Annotated in this window: 18 protein-coding genes; all 18 read right to left on the reverse strand. The window is 48.7% G+C overall.

Annotated features, from left to right (window positions below):
• Nucleotides 1-4 precede the first annotated feature (4 nt).
• Nucleotides 5-355 carry a DUF7210 family protein gene (locus ACFVU8_RS09550; RefSeq protein ID WP_387427027.1) on the reverse strand — a complete coding sequence of 117 codons (351 nt, stop codon included), beginning with the start codon at nt 353-355 and terminating at the stop codon, nt 5-7.
• A 61-nt stretch (nt 356-416) separates the two neighbouring features.
• Nucleotides 417-1550, reverse strand: a complete 1134-nt coding sequence (locus ACFVU8_RS09555) for a major capsid protein (protein WP_387427030.1) — start codon at nt 1548-1550, stop codon at nt 417-419.
• A gap of 30 nt (nt 1551-1580) precedes the next feature.
• The gene (locus tag ACFVU8_RS09560) at nt 1581-1958 is read right to left on the reverse strand and encodes a head decoration protein (RefSeq protein ID WP_387427032.1); all 378 of its coding nucleotides are present in this window, start codon (nt 1956-1958) and stop codon (nt 1581-1583) included.
• 14 nt (nt 1959-1972) lie between these two features.
• Nucleotides 1973-2662, reverse strand: coding sequence for a scaffolding protein (locus ACFVU8_RS09565; RefSeq protein WP_387427034.1), 690 nt, complete (start codon nt 2660-2662; stop codon nt 1973-1975).
• Between the two features lie 120 nt (nt 2663-2782).
• On the reverse strand, nt 2783-3145 hold the full coding sequence (locus ACFVU8_RS09570; protein WP_387427036.1) for a hypothetical protein: 363 nt from the start codon (nt 3143-3145) through the stop codon (nt 2783-2785).
• A 179-nt stretch (nt 3146-3324) separates the two neighbouring features.
• Nucleotides 3325-4422, reverse strand: a complete 1098-nt coding sequence (locus tag ACFVU8_RS09575) for a phage minor capsid protein (RefSeq protein ID WP_387427039.1) — start codon at nt 4420-4422, stop codon at nt 3325-3327.
• Nucleotide 4423: 1 nt separating this feature from the next.
• Entirely contained in the window at nt 4424-5923 is a 1500-nt protein-coding gene (locus ACFVU8_RS09580; RefSeq protein ID WP_387427041.1) for a phage portal protein, read from the reverse strand.
• A 17-nt stretch (nt 5924-5940) separates the two neighbouring features.
• A complete protein-coding gene (locus tag ACFVU8_RS09585; RefSeq protein ID WP_387427044.1) occupies nt 5941-7203 on the reverse strand; it encodes a PBSX family phage terminase large subunit in 1263 nt (420 codons plus the stop codon).
• Entirely contained in the window at nt 7200-7997 is a 798-nt protein-coding gene (gene terS / locus ACFVU8_RS09590; RefSeq protein WP_387427046.1) for a phage terminase small subunit, read from the reverse strand. Before terS ends, ACFVU8_RS09585 begins: the two co-directional genes overlap by 4 nt.
• 1 nt (nt 7998) lies before the next feature.
• Nucleotides 7999-8292: a hypothetical protein gene (locus ACFVU8_RS09595; RefSeq protein ID WP_387427048.1), complete on the reverse strand. Its 294-nt coding sequence runs from the start codon at nt 8290-8292 to the stop codon at nt 7999-8001.
• A gap of 278 nt (nt 8293-8570) precedes the next feature.
• Entirely contained in the window at nt 8571-8888 is a 318-nt protein-coding gene (locus ACFVU8_RS09600; protein ID WP_387427051.1) for a hypothetical protein, read from the reverse strand.
• Between the two features lie 143 nt (nt 8889-9031).
• Entirely contained in the window at nt 9032-9406 is a 375-nt protein-coding gene (locus ACFVU8_RS09605; RefSeq protein WP_387427053.1) for a hypothetical protein, read from the reverse strand.
• Between the two features lie 543 nt (nt 9407-9949).
• Nucleotides 9950-10435: a hypothetical protein gene (locus ACFVU8_RS09610; RefSeq protein ID WP_387427055.1), complete on the reverse strand. Its 486-nt coding sequence runs from the start codon at nt 10433-10435 to the stop codon at nt 9950-9952.
• A gap of 104 nt (nt 10436-10539) precedes the next feature.
• Nucleotides 10540-10725 carry a hypothetical protein gene (locus ACFVU8_RS09615; RefSeq protein ID WP_387427058.1) on the reverse strand — a complete coding sequence of 62 codons (186 nt, stop codon included), beginning with the start codon at nt 10723-10725 and terminating at the stop codon, nt 10540-10542.
• Nucleotides 10722-11141 carry an HlyD family secretion protein gene (locus ACFVU8_RS09620; RefSeq protein WP_387427060.1) on the reverse strand — a complete coding sequence of 140 codons (420 nt, stop codon included), beginning with the start codon at nt 11139-11141 and terminating at the stop codon, nt 10722-10724. Before ACFVU8_RS09620 ends, ACFVU8_RS09615 begins: the two co-directional genes overlap by 4 nt.
• Nucleotides 11138-11593, reverse strand: a complete 456-nt coding sequence (locus ACFVU8_RS09625) for an ASCH domain-containing protein (RefSeq protein WP_387427237.1) — start codon at nt 11591-11593, stop codon at nt 11138-11140. The genes ACFVU8_RS09620 and ACFVU8_RS09625 overlap by 4 nt, the downstream gene beginning before the upstream one ends.
• The gene (locus ACFVU8_RS09630; RefSeq protein WP_387427062.1) at nt 11593-11979 is read right to left on the reverse strand and encodes a hypothetical protein; all 387 of its coding nucleotides are present in this window, start codon (nt 11977-11979) and stop codon (nt 11593-11595) included. Before ACFVU8_RS09630 ends, ACFVU8_RS09625 begins: the two co-directional genes overlap by 1 nt.
• A 21-nt stretch (nt 11980-12000) precedes the next feature.
• Nucleotides 12001-12525: a hypothetical protein gene (locus ACFVU8_RS09635; RefSeq protein WP_387427065.1), complete on the reverse strand. Its 525-nt coding sequence runs from the start codon at nt 12523-12525 to the stop codon at nt 12001-12003.
• Between the last annotated feature and the right edge of the window lie 10 nt (nt 12526-12535).

The raw sequence follows: 12535 nt of genomic DNA on the forward strand, positions 1-12535 counted from the left end.
TCACCTACTTCTTTTCAGCTTCAGCGATGGCCGCGACCAATTCCTCAGCTGTTTTGTCTTCGGTTCCCTCAATACCGAGCTCAGCAGCCTTCATCTGCAGTTCGGACTCTTTCTCGGAGATAGCTTCCTTCAGCTTGGCTTCACCCAGACGGCCAGCATTCACAATGCCGAGCGCCTTCGCTCGCTCCCGCAGAGTCTGCAGCTCGGTGTCATCCTCAGGCAGTGGTTCTACTTCCTCAGCGAGGCCTTTGGAAAGTAGCTCCTCAGCAATCTCGTCGTCCACCTTACGGACGATGTCCCCTGGCTTCTTCCACTTGCCGCCGTGTTTCACAACGCCTTTCAGTTTAATATCCACTTGATTCATCCTTTCTCAATTGGTAATCGGTAAAAAGAAAAGGAACCCCGGGAGGAGCTCCTTAGATTACAGTCGCGGAAACTACACTGTCTGCCCATGCGAATGCAGGGAAGTTCAGGGCCACACCGGCAGTACGAATGCGGATCGGGTTCTTCGTCACATCGCGGAACACGTAAATGCCCATGTCGCCGGTTTGCTCTGCTTCGATCTCAGCAATCATTTCCTCGGTGGTTTTAGCCCACAGATAGTTGCCAAGTGGACCATCAGGCAGAAGGATAAAACGGTTCTCCGGCACCATACGCACAGTAGTAAATGCCAGCTTGCCGCCAGTCAATGCACGATCCTCAGTACGAGCCTGAGTGTCGTAGGCGACTAAGGTTGGAAATTCCATCTCGTCAAAAACGGAATCCAATTGTGCTTTGGTCAATTGCGGCGGTTGTGCATTACCACTTGGATTGCCATGGTAATGTTGACGGATACCCAAGTTCCGCCGCAGGTATGTGATGATCTTCTGGGAAGTCATGGCGCGGCGAAGCCGGATGCCTTTTGCTCTCCATGCATCTACCCATGTCTGAATATCATTCAGTGGCGTGGAGTTAATGAAATCACTCCATAAGTCACTTCCCGTAAGCACTGGCTTTTGCTCAGCAGTATATCCATAGTCGACATCGACCTTAACATTGCCCTCGTTATATACGACCTTACCGCTCCAAACGGCCGTAAGTGCCGTCCATTCGCGCCGCGCTCGGATAGCATCCACAGTAAACTGCGCATCGTTGAACTGCCGATTGCGAAGTTGATTAACCTCTTCGGACCGCAGACCGTAGCTTTGTGATGCCTGAAGAGCCATACGCACAAGCCGCTCATCCATGTAGCGGCCAAGCTGAATCTTAGGAATCTCAATGCGGCTACCCTTCATGCCTTCCCGGGATGCATATTCAACTTCCGTACCGAGTTCGGCAATCTTCGCCATGACTGGCAGTCTTGCGGACTCCTCTTGAATCACGTCTACGGTCAGCTCAGCTACTTCACGAGGCGGGAAGAGAATCGGGCTGATATATTCATTAGATGTTTCAAGATTGCGTGAATAGACAAGCAAGTCATCTCCAGACAACGCTTCTTCTAGCGTCAAATCAATGGGATCACCGGCTGCGAAATGCTGAAGGTCCAGCTTAAAACGTCTTTGTTTAGACATATGTGTGTCAGTCCTTTCTGGATATAGGGATTATTCAAAAACAATGTGCGGCATTTTACCGCGCAGCGTGGCATCAACAGTGACTGGCACACGCGCTGCGATGATCTTCGCGACCTCATAACCACCGACAACGTGATCGCCATCTTTTACATTGACAGTGCGTTTGAGGATGACGGTCGGATTCTCGCTACCGTCTGTACCAGCTGACTTGTAAGGTACCCACTTTCCAGTTGCGGTCAGCTTCGCCATTGGCATGCCCTTCTTGATGATCTTGTCACCATTGGCATCTGCCGGAACAGAAGCAGCATCAATAGTAATACCGTTTGTCACCTCACGGATGACCTCGAACGATGCCAGAATTTCATATTCATCCTGTACAGTAAAGCGTGGTCTGGGTTGCAGTCTCATGAATTATTCCCTCCTTATTTTCTGGCCCACGGATCGTGAGCTGCTGTACCACCGGACGCGCCTCGATTTTGAGCCAGCTTGACGATCTCTTCACGACGCTTCTTCTTATCGTCAGCCGTGTTACTAGAAATATTGGCACCAAACGCCCCACCGCCTTGTTTAGCTTTCAGCAGGTGTGGCTTCTTCTTAGCCAACTCTTCTAGTGCTTCCTTGACTCCAGTCAGGTTGCCTTTGTCATCTTCCTTGGCATCCTTCAGATCAGCGAGCGCAAAAGCATCCTCCCAATCGGCAAACCCGAGTTCGCTTGCCATCACCTTTACCTCGGCAGTCAATAAGCGTTTGAAGGTCTTATCGTTCTGTTCCTTCTCTCGCTCCTTGATTTGCTCGTCAACCAGGCGGCTGATTTCTGCGGGATCAAGTGGCCCCTTGTCTTTGTCCTTATCCTTGTCTTTCGGTGGCTTCAAGGCGGCTTGCATGGCTTCGACGGAATCATAGCCGAGCTCCTTAGCCAGTGTCTTCTGAGCAGCCTTCTCAGCACGGGAAAGGCGAGACTGAACGGCAGCATCCAATTCAGCCTGCGTGAAGGTCTTATCCTTCGGAGGATCAGCAGGCGGGTCTGCTGGTGGATCGGCTGGCGGGTCTGCTGCAAAGAACTGCAAATCCAAAGGGAAACGGGATGCTTTTTTAGCGATATATTCTTTCATGATATTGACCTCCTGTTTTATGCCCGGGTAGGCTCCTACCGCAGCTTTTATAGCGTCATCACGGCGTTTTGGACAAAAGAAAAAGTCGCTCATCATGAGCGACTTGATTTGCCTATGTTTCTATTGTTCTAAAATTTCCTGAAAGCCGTGCTCTACTAAACTAGAAACAAAGGCATGATACTGTTCTTCATATGACTTATAATTCACCTGAATCTCTTCAGCTAAATCAGTAAGTTGTCCAACAGTGTAATGATCACCGAGATCAAAAAACTTATCCCGGTCTGTCTCATTTTTGCTTAATATGATCGTAGAAAAGCCTACCTTGCTACTTTCGTCGAATGCGAATCTCTCGTAGTGTTCAACTGTTAAATGTGGACATCTTGCTCCACCTATAATCCTTACTTCTTCTTTGTAAACCCGAAAGGCGATGTGGTCCCCGCTTCTATATGGCACCTTTTTCACCTTAACGAAATAATTCGACATTAGAAACACTCCTTTTTATGTGATACCTAAGTCATAACCATAAAATGGGTGTCTTGTCTACAATTAATTCCTGTTTGTTGAGATGGCTGTATAACCTCCCCACACAAGAATCACACCAATATCCGTTCTTCTGGCATTCATCAAGTCTCAAGATGCGGAAGCAGCCGGAGCACTGAGGTTTACGTATTGGCTGGGGTTGCTTCATTTTTTCGACCCACTCCTGGAGAACCTTCCTTTTTCTTAATCTCAATGTTCACCTTCCGATAAAGCTCCTGCAGTTCCGCATACTTCGCTGTCCCTCGCACCTTGTGGCTGGCGAACTGTCTCAGATCTGGTGTATCATCTGGCAGCACGGCCTTGTACCTAATCCACTGCTTACGGGTCGCATTCTTACGGGATTTCTCCCGCTGCAGCTCGTTGTACCGTTTCATATTAGCCGCGGTTCGGTTGTCCTCGAACTCCCGGTTTGAAGCTATAATCATCTGCTCAACCTCGGCAGCAGGCGTAAATTCCTCAACCCATACGGACATGGAGTGAACGCAATGGCTGTGATACGGCGGACGCAACTCCAGCTTCGGAAAACGTGAATCATTGCCACTGATGCTGTATACACGCCCCTGATAGACAGCACATACCGGGCAAGTGATACCAACAAAGTTGATATACAACAGGTCATGATCATTCTGCACAGCCATGTTCTCGGTACCAGTGACATGAGCCTTGCGTTGGTGGTACTGCACAACCCCAGCTATGTACTTATCAGCAGGGATCCGCGCATTATTCTTGGCTACCATTCCGGTAATGCCCTGCTTATTAACCTGAGCAACAGCATTCTGGGTGGCCTGTCGCCGGCTGACTCCCTGAATAAGCGACTGCTCATTCGCAATGCGGACAGCATCTTCGATACGCTGTTTGGTATCACGGCTCATATGCTCCGATGCTTCCAAGATGGAATAGAACCCCTCGTCTGAGATCGCCTGTGCTGCCTTCTGGTGAACGAACGTCTTCAATGTATCGTTAATATCATCCCGCGCAATCCCGGCTGCAACAATCTGCTCAACAGCCACAGCAGCCCCACTGCGGTACTCGGTTCCGATAAGGTCAGCCAGGCCTTGCCCGGCATCACTGGTCAGCCCCGCTATGATCACATCCACCTGAAGGAGTAGCTGTTGCTTACGGCGGTTTGATATGTTCCCGTCCCGCAATTGATCAACTAAAGCACGCAGCCGTTCATCCGTCTGGACATACAGCGCAATCAACTCTTCGGTAGTGGCCATCCTACACCGTTACCCGGGGAGGTTGTACATAGGTTGGATTCAGTGAGTCGACCGCCTTCTCATCCTGAATCTTCTGAATCTCGGCGGCGATAGCATCCTCTGACCAGTCTGGATGAAGTTTTCTCACTGTGGTCTCAAGAGATTGAACGCCCTTCTCGTACTTGTTCGTCTCCTCAGTATCCTTTTCAGATTCAGCCTTCGGCAACATGTCACCCCATTCAATTACAGGGTTAACAGGCTTTAGATCAGCACTACCGAGCGCGTTTTCAAGCAGCATACACTTCCGGATCGCGTCCTTGATGGCGACATCGAACTTTCCCTTGATCGCATCAGCCTTGATGACCGACTGAATCCAGAGGTATAGCAGAGCAATGCCAGTATCTCCCTTGGCATTCTCCATACCTGCAGCTTGGATCGAAGTTTTGGAAACGGCCAGCATATACCGGATCAGCCGATTGACATGCTCAAAGGACTGCTCCGTCTTAGCGTCCCACACAATGTACTGAGGAACAGCTCCGGTCTTCTCGTCGAAAGAGACAACCTCAAGATCAGCCCCGCGAACAAACCGAGCTCCATAATCCCGCTGGTTCTGATTGGCCACCGTATCCCAAAGCGCCCGGGGGATAGCCAGCTTCGGCTTTCCGTGCTTATCGAAAACAATGGAATCCCGCGTAATCGTCCAGTTGATCTCTTCCTGAATAGTATCGATGTTTCGAAGGGCTGAACGCCCCCGGGGATGCAGCAAGGTTTCATCATTGACGACGAAGCCACAGAGCAGCTCGCTAACATCTTTCAGGGTCTCATCTTCAGGGATCTCGATCTCATAAGTAGCAGCATACTGCTCGGTATCTATCTGATCGCCCACCGCATCGCCGTCCATCTTAAATACCATCTGCTGGATAGCAAGACCGTCATCGCTAAGAAGCTGCCGCTCCACCCGTAAAAACTTCAGCTTACCCCCCTTCCCGTCGTCCCACTCCTCGATCCAAGCGAGATCAGCACCGTTTCCATCCTCATGCGGAAAGTAACGATCCCCCAGCAGCCACTCGAACCAGACCTTGCCATTGGCACTTCTCCGGATCCGGTAAGCAATTAGACCGTCGACCTGATGCTGCGTGACCGCAGCCCATATCTTGTCATTGGGCTTAGATGCAGTGACCACACCCGAAACAAACTCTAACTCCGGCCCCGTCTCCACGTCTGCAGACACATTACCGAGTGCTCGGTTAATGAGGTCAGCAGGCACTTCGGCAACAAGAGAAGCGAAGTTAACAACGATATACTGATGCTCACTGGTGATCTTTATATCAGTTGATCTACCACGCCTATGCAAGCCAGGCCGCGACCTCCGAATCACCCGCTCCGTAGTCTGAATGCTGCGTGCCCGTGGAAAGATCAGATCATGATCACCGCTGTAGAGCAACCGGTAATAGAGCATGTCCTCAACTTCGGTGTCGTAAGGCGGCGGCGGGAAGCGCTTCTTGCTGTAGATGATTGTCACGGGTTATTCCTCCTTTCTTACCAGCCCGAAGGCCGTTGATTAGCATATAGAGACTCTGGCCGTCTCAACGGCTCAGCTGAATAGCGGAGCGCAGCCATCGCATCATCAAATATATTCACAGGCTCATCTAGATAAAGGCCTGTCTTCTTGTCCTTCTTCCATGACCATTGCTGGATCTCTTTAATCGTGTTGACGCAATCAGGATGAATGTGAATCTTCCGTTGCTTCAGATAATCGATCTGTGCAACAACACTTCCTGGTTCCTTAACAACGCCTGATGCATTATACCCGGCATTCTGCCACATCTGAATGCGATCCGGCTCAGCTGAGTCACAGTACATCGCCAGATACTTGCTGAGTCCTTGCCGATCAGCGAGCTCAATGATTCCATCTGTCGCCATTTCATGAACGTAAATCTCATTGCACACAAAAAACTCACCGTCTTTGACACCGACCGTGAGAATGGCATTAGCATGGTTAAAGCCAAAGTCCTGAGCATGGTGCATACTATCGAACATCCCAAAAGAAGTATCGAAGTCATGCACAATGAAGTTCTTGAATATCAAGCCACCGAGCTCGCCCCATTCACCAAGCCCATATATTTCGTATCCTTCTGGGTCCTGCTCTTTACGCATCATCATGCGGCGATGGTATGCTTCGTCAATGAAACGATTCTGAAGATACGTAGAATGATGAGTCAAGATGTCTGGGCTTGCATAATCAAAGTACTTTCTCTTAATCCAATGTGATGCTGACACCGGGTTAAAGCTGAAAGTGATCTGATAGTATAGATTCGGATTCAGCAGAACCCCGCGCAACCGGTCATCCAGGATATCGACGTCCGATTCCTGCAGCTCCGTTGCTTCCTCTACCCAGATCCAAACCAGCTTTCCCTTCGTGAAGGTAATGGACTTGACCTTTTCCCGGTCCCGCACATCATTCATGCCTCGGAATATGATCTCATTGCCCGTAACACGGCTGCGGATCATCAGTGGTGAACGCAGGACTTCCCAATACTCCTCAGCCCGGTCGCCGTAAATGCGGTTGATCGCTCCGACCAGCTCAGCATAAGTGCTATTCCGGTTGGTTTCATTAACCTTCCGGACGCACAGTAGATTGGCTCCCTCATACTTGGGATCGCCAAGCTTCAGTATATAGTCCTGTGCGAGATTAACAGACTTGCCTGAACCAGCACTCCCACGTAGAACGCGGTACCGGTGAAGTGAAAGGTTAATTGTCTTAAAATGTACATTAAAGCCCACGACTACAGAAGCACTCATGAGGAATCATCCCCATAATCAATAACGATGTGAAGAGGCGGCTTGCTGCCATCGCTTCCGCCTTTCTTATCAAGAATCGAAATTTCCTTCTTGAGCTTCTCAACACGTAGCTCCTGCTCCGTATCCGCCCCATCCTGCCGGCACATATCGTCGTATTGCCGAATAAGGTTCTGCAATGTGGTCATCGCCCGACTCTGTGCGGTTAAGAAGGTCGCGTGCTTATCCCAAGCAAACTGAATCTCCCACTCTGTTTCTTCATTATCCGATTTCTCGGTGGTCACCAGCTTGGACTTCTTCAATTCCTTGGTTAAATCGGCCTGATCCTTAACATGCATGATCTGCTGCGCCCGGAGAATGGCGGCGTACTGGATCGTGATCTGATCCCACAACATATCAATGGGAGAACGAGTTTCAAGCTCCTCCAAGATCTCGGCTGTATCGTCTGGAAGGAACTTGCGGAAGAAGCCATGTGTCACTGCCTTATCATTTCGAAACGGTCCACCATTGCCGCCTCGGTTGCCCTTAGCGTTTTGGTTTCCCGGAGGAGCACCGCCTCGGTTGCCGACGGCGTTCTTGTTACCTTTGGGCGCACCACGATTAGTAACGTTACCTTTCGAATCATTGGTAACGTTACTTTTCAATTCGATAGCCCATTTATCTTGAGACTTCCACTTACGGACCTGTGTTTCTCCAATAGAAAGGGCGGCGGCGATGTCCACCAACTTCATAGTACCGCCGCTTTCCAACCACATCTGCCTAGCTTTGTCCCGCTCGGGACTGCGTTCTCTCGCCATGTTACATGTCACCACCCCCGGCCTTATATTGAGCTAAGAACAATTTCTTTTGGTGCTCTGCTTCATTTAGACCAAAGTCTGTCAACCTTATTCCAGTTGCGACAACGTCAATTGGATTAACATAATCTCCATGCGGTACCAGTGACTTATAACCCATATTGACCAACCCGTTATGGTATAAATCAATGAGTATTTGGATAAACTGGTCGTGCTCATCCTGCTTCACGTAATGGGAGTAAGTCTCCTCCGGTCCGGTTACTAATAAGCGAAGCAGTAATAAATTGTAGGCGTTCATAATTTTTGCCCACTCCTTTCTGTAACCACTGGCTACAATTTAAGGATAAGCAGAAACTAAAACTTTCTAACGCCGTTGCGTAGCCGAACTTTATGTTATGTCGGTTTTGCTGTAGGGTCAGGCTGTAATCCGCCAGTATGCTGCGTGGCTTGTGTCGTCCTGCTTTCCTCCAGCCCTGTCCTCACAAACGGACGTACAACGTAACAATGCCTTAAACCGGCTCACAGAAGGCCATTTATAGGTATGAAAAAGCACCCAAAGAGGGTGCCGTGTTAATCTCACTTAAACTTCCGAACCAATATCTCTTTTAACACTTCGGCGACATCTCTCTTATCTTCAGATATTTCCGAATCAGAAGGGTCTGTATAAGGACGTTGCGAGTATTCAACATCTGATTCATTAATCTGTTCTGTCTTACCATTAATGGTAACAGACCAAACCAATGGATGCTCACTAATGAGATCAAAATCAACTGCTCGTATACTTGGTTCATTTTTTAGTTCTTGCAAAAGAGCATATAATGGTTTGTGAATTTCCATTCTTCGCGCGTCAATAGATGCGAATTTATCTGAGATCTCTTTTTTCCAATCTGACATATAATCACCTCCCTTCGACATCATAATTCGACGTCTAGGAAGATTTTTCCTTCTGGCATTTCACTCTGGAACAAAACTGTGCTGATTGTTCCCATCGGCCCCATATACAACCTTTGCACTTCGATGGCTGCCTGGGAATACTCTTAAGTGGATTCCAGACTTTGTTCTTCTTGTTCACCACGAATATTCTCCTCTCTCGAAAATAACCTCAACCACTGGCTCACCTCACGCTTAGATACTGAACTGGATTGAAGTGCAGCGTTCAAATCCCGTTTCCATGCCTCGGTACCAACAGCGTCAATTTTCCTCTCAAGTTCGGGTTTCGTCTTACCGATCAATGTCCGGGCTGTGGTATTAAGCGCTCTACAAATATCGCCGATATTCTTGCTTTTACAGTCATCTAGTAGATAAGCAAGCAAACGCTGCTCCTTCTTATTGAGCCTATACGGCCCTGCGATTTCAGCAACAACCTCTTCACAGGTCATTTCCAAATCCTTAAGCTCAGCTGCTATCTCCACAAGAATCACCCTTCCTGCATAATAAAAAAGCCGCCCAATAATGAGCGACCTTGGAATATGTATATAGTTACTACGTGCTGGAATCTTGGCCAGATCACGGCGTCTGCTTCGCGTCCGCAGCAAATGCGCTGCGCTCTTTGCTTAAAATCTTTACCTCCATAGTTACAATGGAGAACAAGACCATTTTACTAACCTGGAGAAATCGGAGTCAAAACCACTGAATCCGATCAAAGCAATTACACCCCAATAAATCATAGATTTCCTACTATTTTCTCACTTATTTGATAATCCGGCACTTACTCAGGGGGCCGGCAACCTCCACGATCCGAACTTTAACCGCTGTGGTCACGGCTCTAGGGGGACAAGGGAATGACAAACCCTCAAGAACGGAGTAAATAGAAAAGCGAGAGGAGGTACGCCTCGGTTAATGCTGCATTGCTGCAGCCGTGCGTGTCACTCTCGCTTGATTTCCACATTACCAATATAGCACGGTAAAATACCCATGTGGTCGTCAACATTCCCCGTTTTGTCCTCATGTTGTCGTCAGTTTCTCTTCAAAATTTCGTCGAAGAAGCCCATCTGATTCAAAGAATTGGCAACCATCTTAATGCCTTTTTCAATATAACGGTCCACTGTACTAGCAGCAGTGCCCCGACGCGTGAAAAGTATCGTTTCCTTACGGCTATGCCCCTGGATAAAACGAACTCGGATAACTTCCTTCACGTCCGGATCTCGTATCAGGTTATATGCCCTAAAGATCATGAACGTATAAACGCGGTACCGCTCATACATCCACTTCTGCTTCTCATTCAAAATAACTGCATTGGCTGTCTTATCAGCATGCAAATCATCCACGCTTAACCGACGAGCAGACTCTCCATCAATGGCCACTTGAGCCATATCAGCTTCATTTCCTTCGAAATCTGCAATAAACAACATCATGTCTTTATACCTTTCGAGGTAGAACTCGGTCTCAGAGATTTCTTTATCAGATGCCTCAGCAAACAGTTCCCCTTGTTCGTATGCCATCGACATTCCCCTCATTCCCCTTTGTCATGTTATAATGTCAAGAGAAATGATTTGCTACATTGACCCCCGCCCCGGCCAAGGATATGGGGGTCTTTGCATGTCTATTACCACTCCCCACCACGGCGAGAATAATGGCTACTGCCCTGATGTTGTTGTGGAGCCGTAATACTTGTGTTAGTCTTTGGCTTGACTGGAACTTTATCAGCTCCAATCCGCCGAAGGTGTTCTGCCAACTGCTCAGGGGTCCAGTGAACATGGGTTACTTTGGAGTAATCGACTGTTTGCTTCATGCCCTGTCACCCCCGTCTTTATCACCAAGCAGCTTCAGTAACGTTCTTCGTCGAGACTTATAATGGAACTCCCAGTCAAATCCTTCTCCAAATACAGCTGGAGGAACTTCGACGATATGCCTTGCTTGGGCTATGGTCTGTTGTGCCTGTAATAATCGCCCCTGTAACTCGGTATTGCTGATTACCAGCTCACTGCGATGTTCTTTAAGTCCATCACGTTCAGATCGTAAATTGTTTAAGGTCTGCTGTGCCTCTTCCAGAGCAGATGATAACCGCTCTACCTCAGACCATGCTGCAGCCTCTGAATCAAACAAGGCTTTTATATCTGCCTCCACTTGTTGATCTGCAGAAGCTTTATAGAGCGCTTCACAGTGTAGTAGCCGATTGCGATCTACTTCAGACATTCTTTGGTTCATAGCGACACCCCTTCCCAATTCCAGAGTCCTTGCTGTCCTTTTTCCGGGATCGGCTCCGGCAGCCGGCGTACCGCATGCAATTCCCATGCGTAGCGACCTACCTCATACCACCCAAAAGCGTACTCGTTACCCTCGAATATTTCCTCAATTACTCCTTCGGCGTTTATTGAAGCAGCTTCGCCTGAGTATTCAAAGTGATTAGTGATTGGATAGACATTCGCTAAATCACATGTTGCCACTACCGCCCCAGTAGGAAGGTTATCAGCAGTGTAGCCGTGCCGCTCTAGCGCTGCTTGTATCTCCGGCTTCTGGCAGGCTTCCCGGTCTACCTTTTTCCCGGCGTGGATCGCCAGCTCTCCCCGGTACTTCGTGGACCAACTGCGTGTTTCAAACTGCTTCTCCCCAACAGCGATCAGTGTCGCCCAGGGCTGTATAATGGTTATGGCTTTCATCATTGCTCCTCCTTGATTGGCTTGAACTCCCCGATATCCTCGCCATATGAACCCTTGTATACCTCGCGGTCATGCTCCCAGCAGTTACGACACATCCGTCCTCCAATTGCCATGTCAAACATATGAGGATGCGTCAATTCTGTCTCTCCCTTTACGTCAGTGTCGCACCAATCGCATTTTGCCAGCTTCGGTAGGATGGATATCCAGGTCGAAATATCAATCCCCAACTGCTCATTGCTCGTTGCCTCAGCGTATGTCACCAGAGCTGCCCGAGCTGCCGGATCAGATGCAGGCTTGAGAACGAAAAACTGACCATCTGCCTCCTGTCCTGTTTCCCGATTAATGATCTGGTATTTGTTATAAAGGCCTTTTGTTTGATCGCTCACGCTTATCTCTCCTTATAGGGGTTATGCTCGAGTAGTTGTTATAGGATCTTTGAAAGAGAACCTATTCCAGTCCCCATATTTATCAATGACAGCAGCTTTCCCGAGCTTCCCAGCATCGCTGTGAGAGCCAACCGCCATGGTCGCTGCTTCTTGCGGATCCCACCCTTTATTGATTCTGGCGCGCATTGTGTGGTAAGCAATGCCGTTCTGTTCAGCCAGTCGAAGGAGTTCTACAGGGAACTTTCTCCCCTTTTCAGTAGCATGAGCTGCCGCAGTTTTCCGATCCTGTAAAGGTGTGGTGGCTGCTTTCTCTTCATCCCAACCTAAGTTGTTTATCCGATTCATGAATGTGTAATAGCCGATACCATTTTGCTTTGCTACATTTGCCCAGTACTTACGATCAGTCATTTTACCGAGAGGAGTAGTCAGGGCTCTTGATTTATCCCAGCCCAATAGCCGGACACGACGATTCAAGTTTTCGGAGTCAATTCCTATTGCTGCAGCCTGCTCGTACTCTTCAGGTGTGATATAAAACCAGTGGCTCATGTCTGTTCCC

Source organism: Paenibacillus sp. NPDC058177, assembly GCF_042883835.1.
GTDB lineage: Bacteria > Bacillota > Bacilli > Paenibacillales > Paenibacillaceae > Paenibacillus_AQ > Paenibacillus_AQ agri.

Bases quoted from the DNA above. Each gene is read 5' to 3' on its own strand.
- ACFVU8_RS09615 (WP_387427058.1), bottom strand. From the start codon at position 10,725: ATGAAGCAAACAGTCGATTACTCCAAAGTAACCCATGTTCACTGGACC.
- ACFVU8_RS09565 (WP_387427034.1), bottom strand. From the start codon at position 2,662: ATGAAAGAATATATCGCTAAAAAAGCATCCCGTTTCCCTTTGGATTTG.
- ACFVU8_RS09560 (WP_387427032.1), bottom strand. From the start codon at position 1,958: ATGAGACTGCAACCCAGACCACGCTTTACTGTACAGGATGAATATGAA.
- terS (WP_387427046.1), bottom strand. From the start codon at position 7,997: ATGGCGAGAGAACGCAGTCCCGAGCGGGACAAAGCTAGGCAGATGTGG.
- ACFVU8_RS09595 (WP_387427048.1), bottom strand. From the start codon at position 8,292: ATGAACGCCTACAATTTATTACTGCTTCGCTTATTAGTAACCGGACCG.
- ACFVU8_RS09585 (WP_387427044.1), bottom strand. From the start codon at position 7,203: ATGAGTGCTTCTGTAGTCGTGGGCTTTAATGTACATTTTAAGACAATT.
- ACFVU8_RS09575 (WP_387427039.1), bottom strand. From the start codon at position 4,422: ATGGCCACTACCGAAGAGTTGATTGCGCTGTATGTCCAGACGGATGAA.
- ACFVU8_RS09620 (WP_387427060.1), bottom strand. From the start codon at position 11,141: ATGAACCAAAGAATGTCTGAAGTAGATCGCAATCGGCTACTACACTGT.
- ACFVU8_RS09600 (WP_387427051.1), bottom strand. From the start codon at position 8,888: ATGTCAGATTGGAAAAAAGAGATCTCAGATAAATTCGCATCTATTGAC.
- ACFVU8_RS09570 (WP_387427036.1), bottom strand. From the start codon at position 3,145: ATGTCGAATTATTTCGTTAAGGTGAAAAAGGTGCCATATAGAAGCGGG.
- ACFVU8_RS09635 (WP_387427065.1), bottom strand. From the start codon at position 12,525: ATGAGCCACTGGTTTTATATCACACCTGAAGAGTACGAGCAGGCTGCA.
- ACFVU8_RS09625 (WP_387427237.1), bottom strand. From the start codon at position 11,593: ATGAAAGCCATAACCATTATACAGCCCTGGGCGACACTGATCGCTGTT.
- ACFVU8_RS09555 (WP_387427030.1), bottom strand. From the start codon at position 1,550: ATGTCTAAACAAAGACGTTTTAAGCTGGACCTTCAGCATTTCGCAGCC.
- ACFVU8_RS09610 (WP_387427055.1), bottom strand. From the start codon at position 10,435: ATGGCATACGAACAAGGGGAACTGTTTGCTGAGGCATCTGATAAAGAA.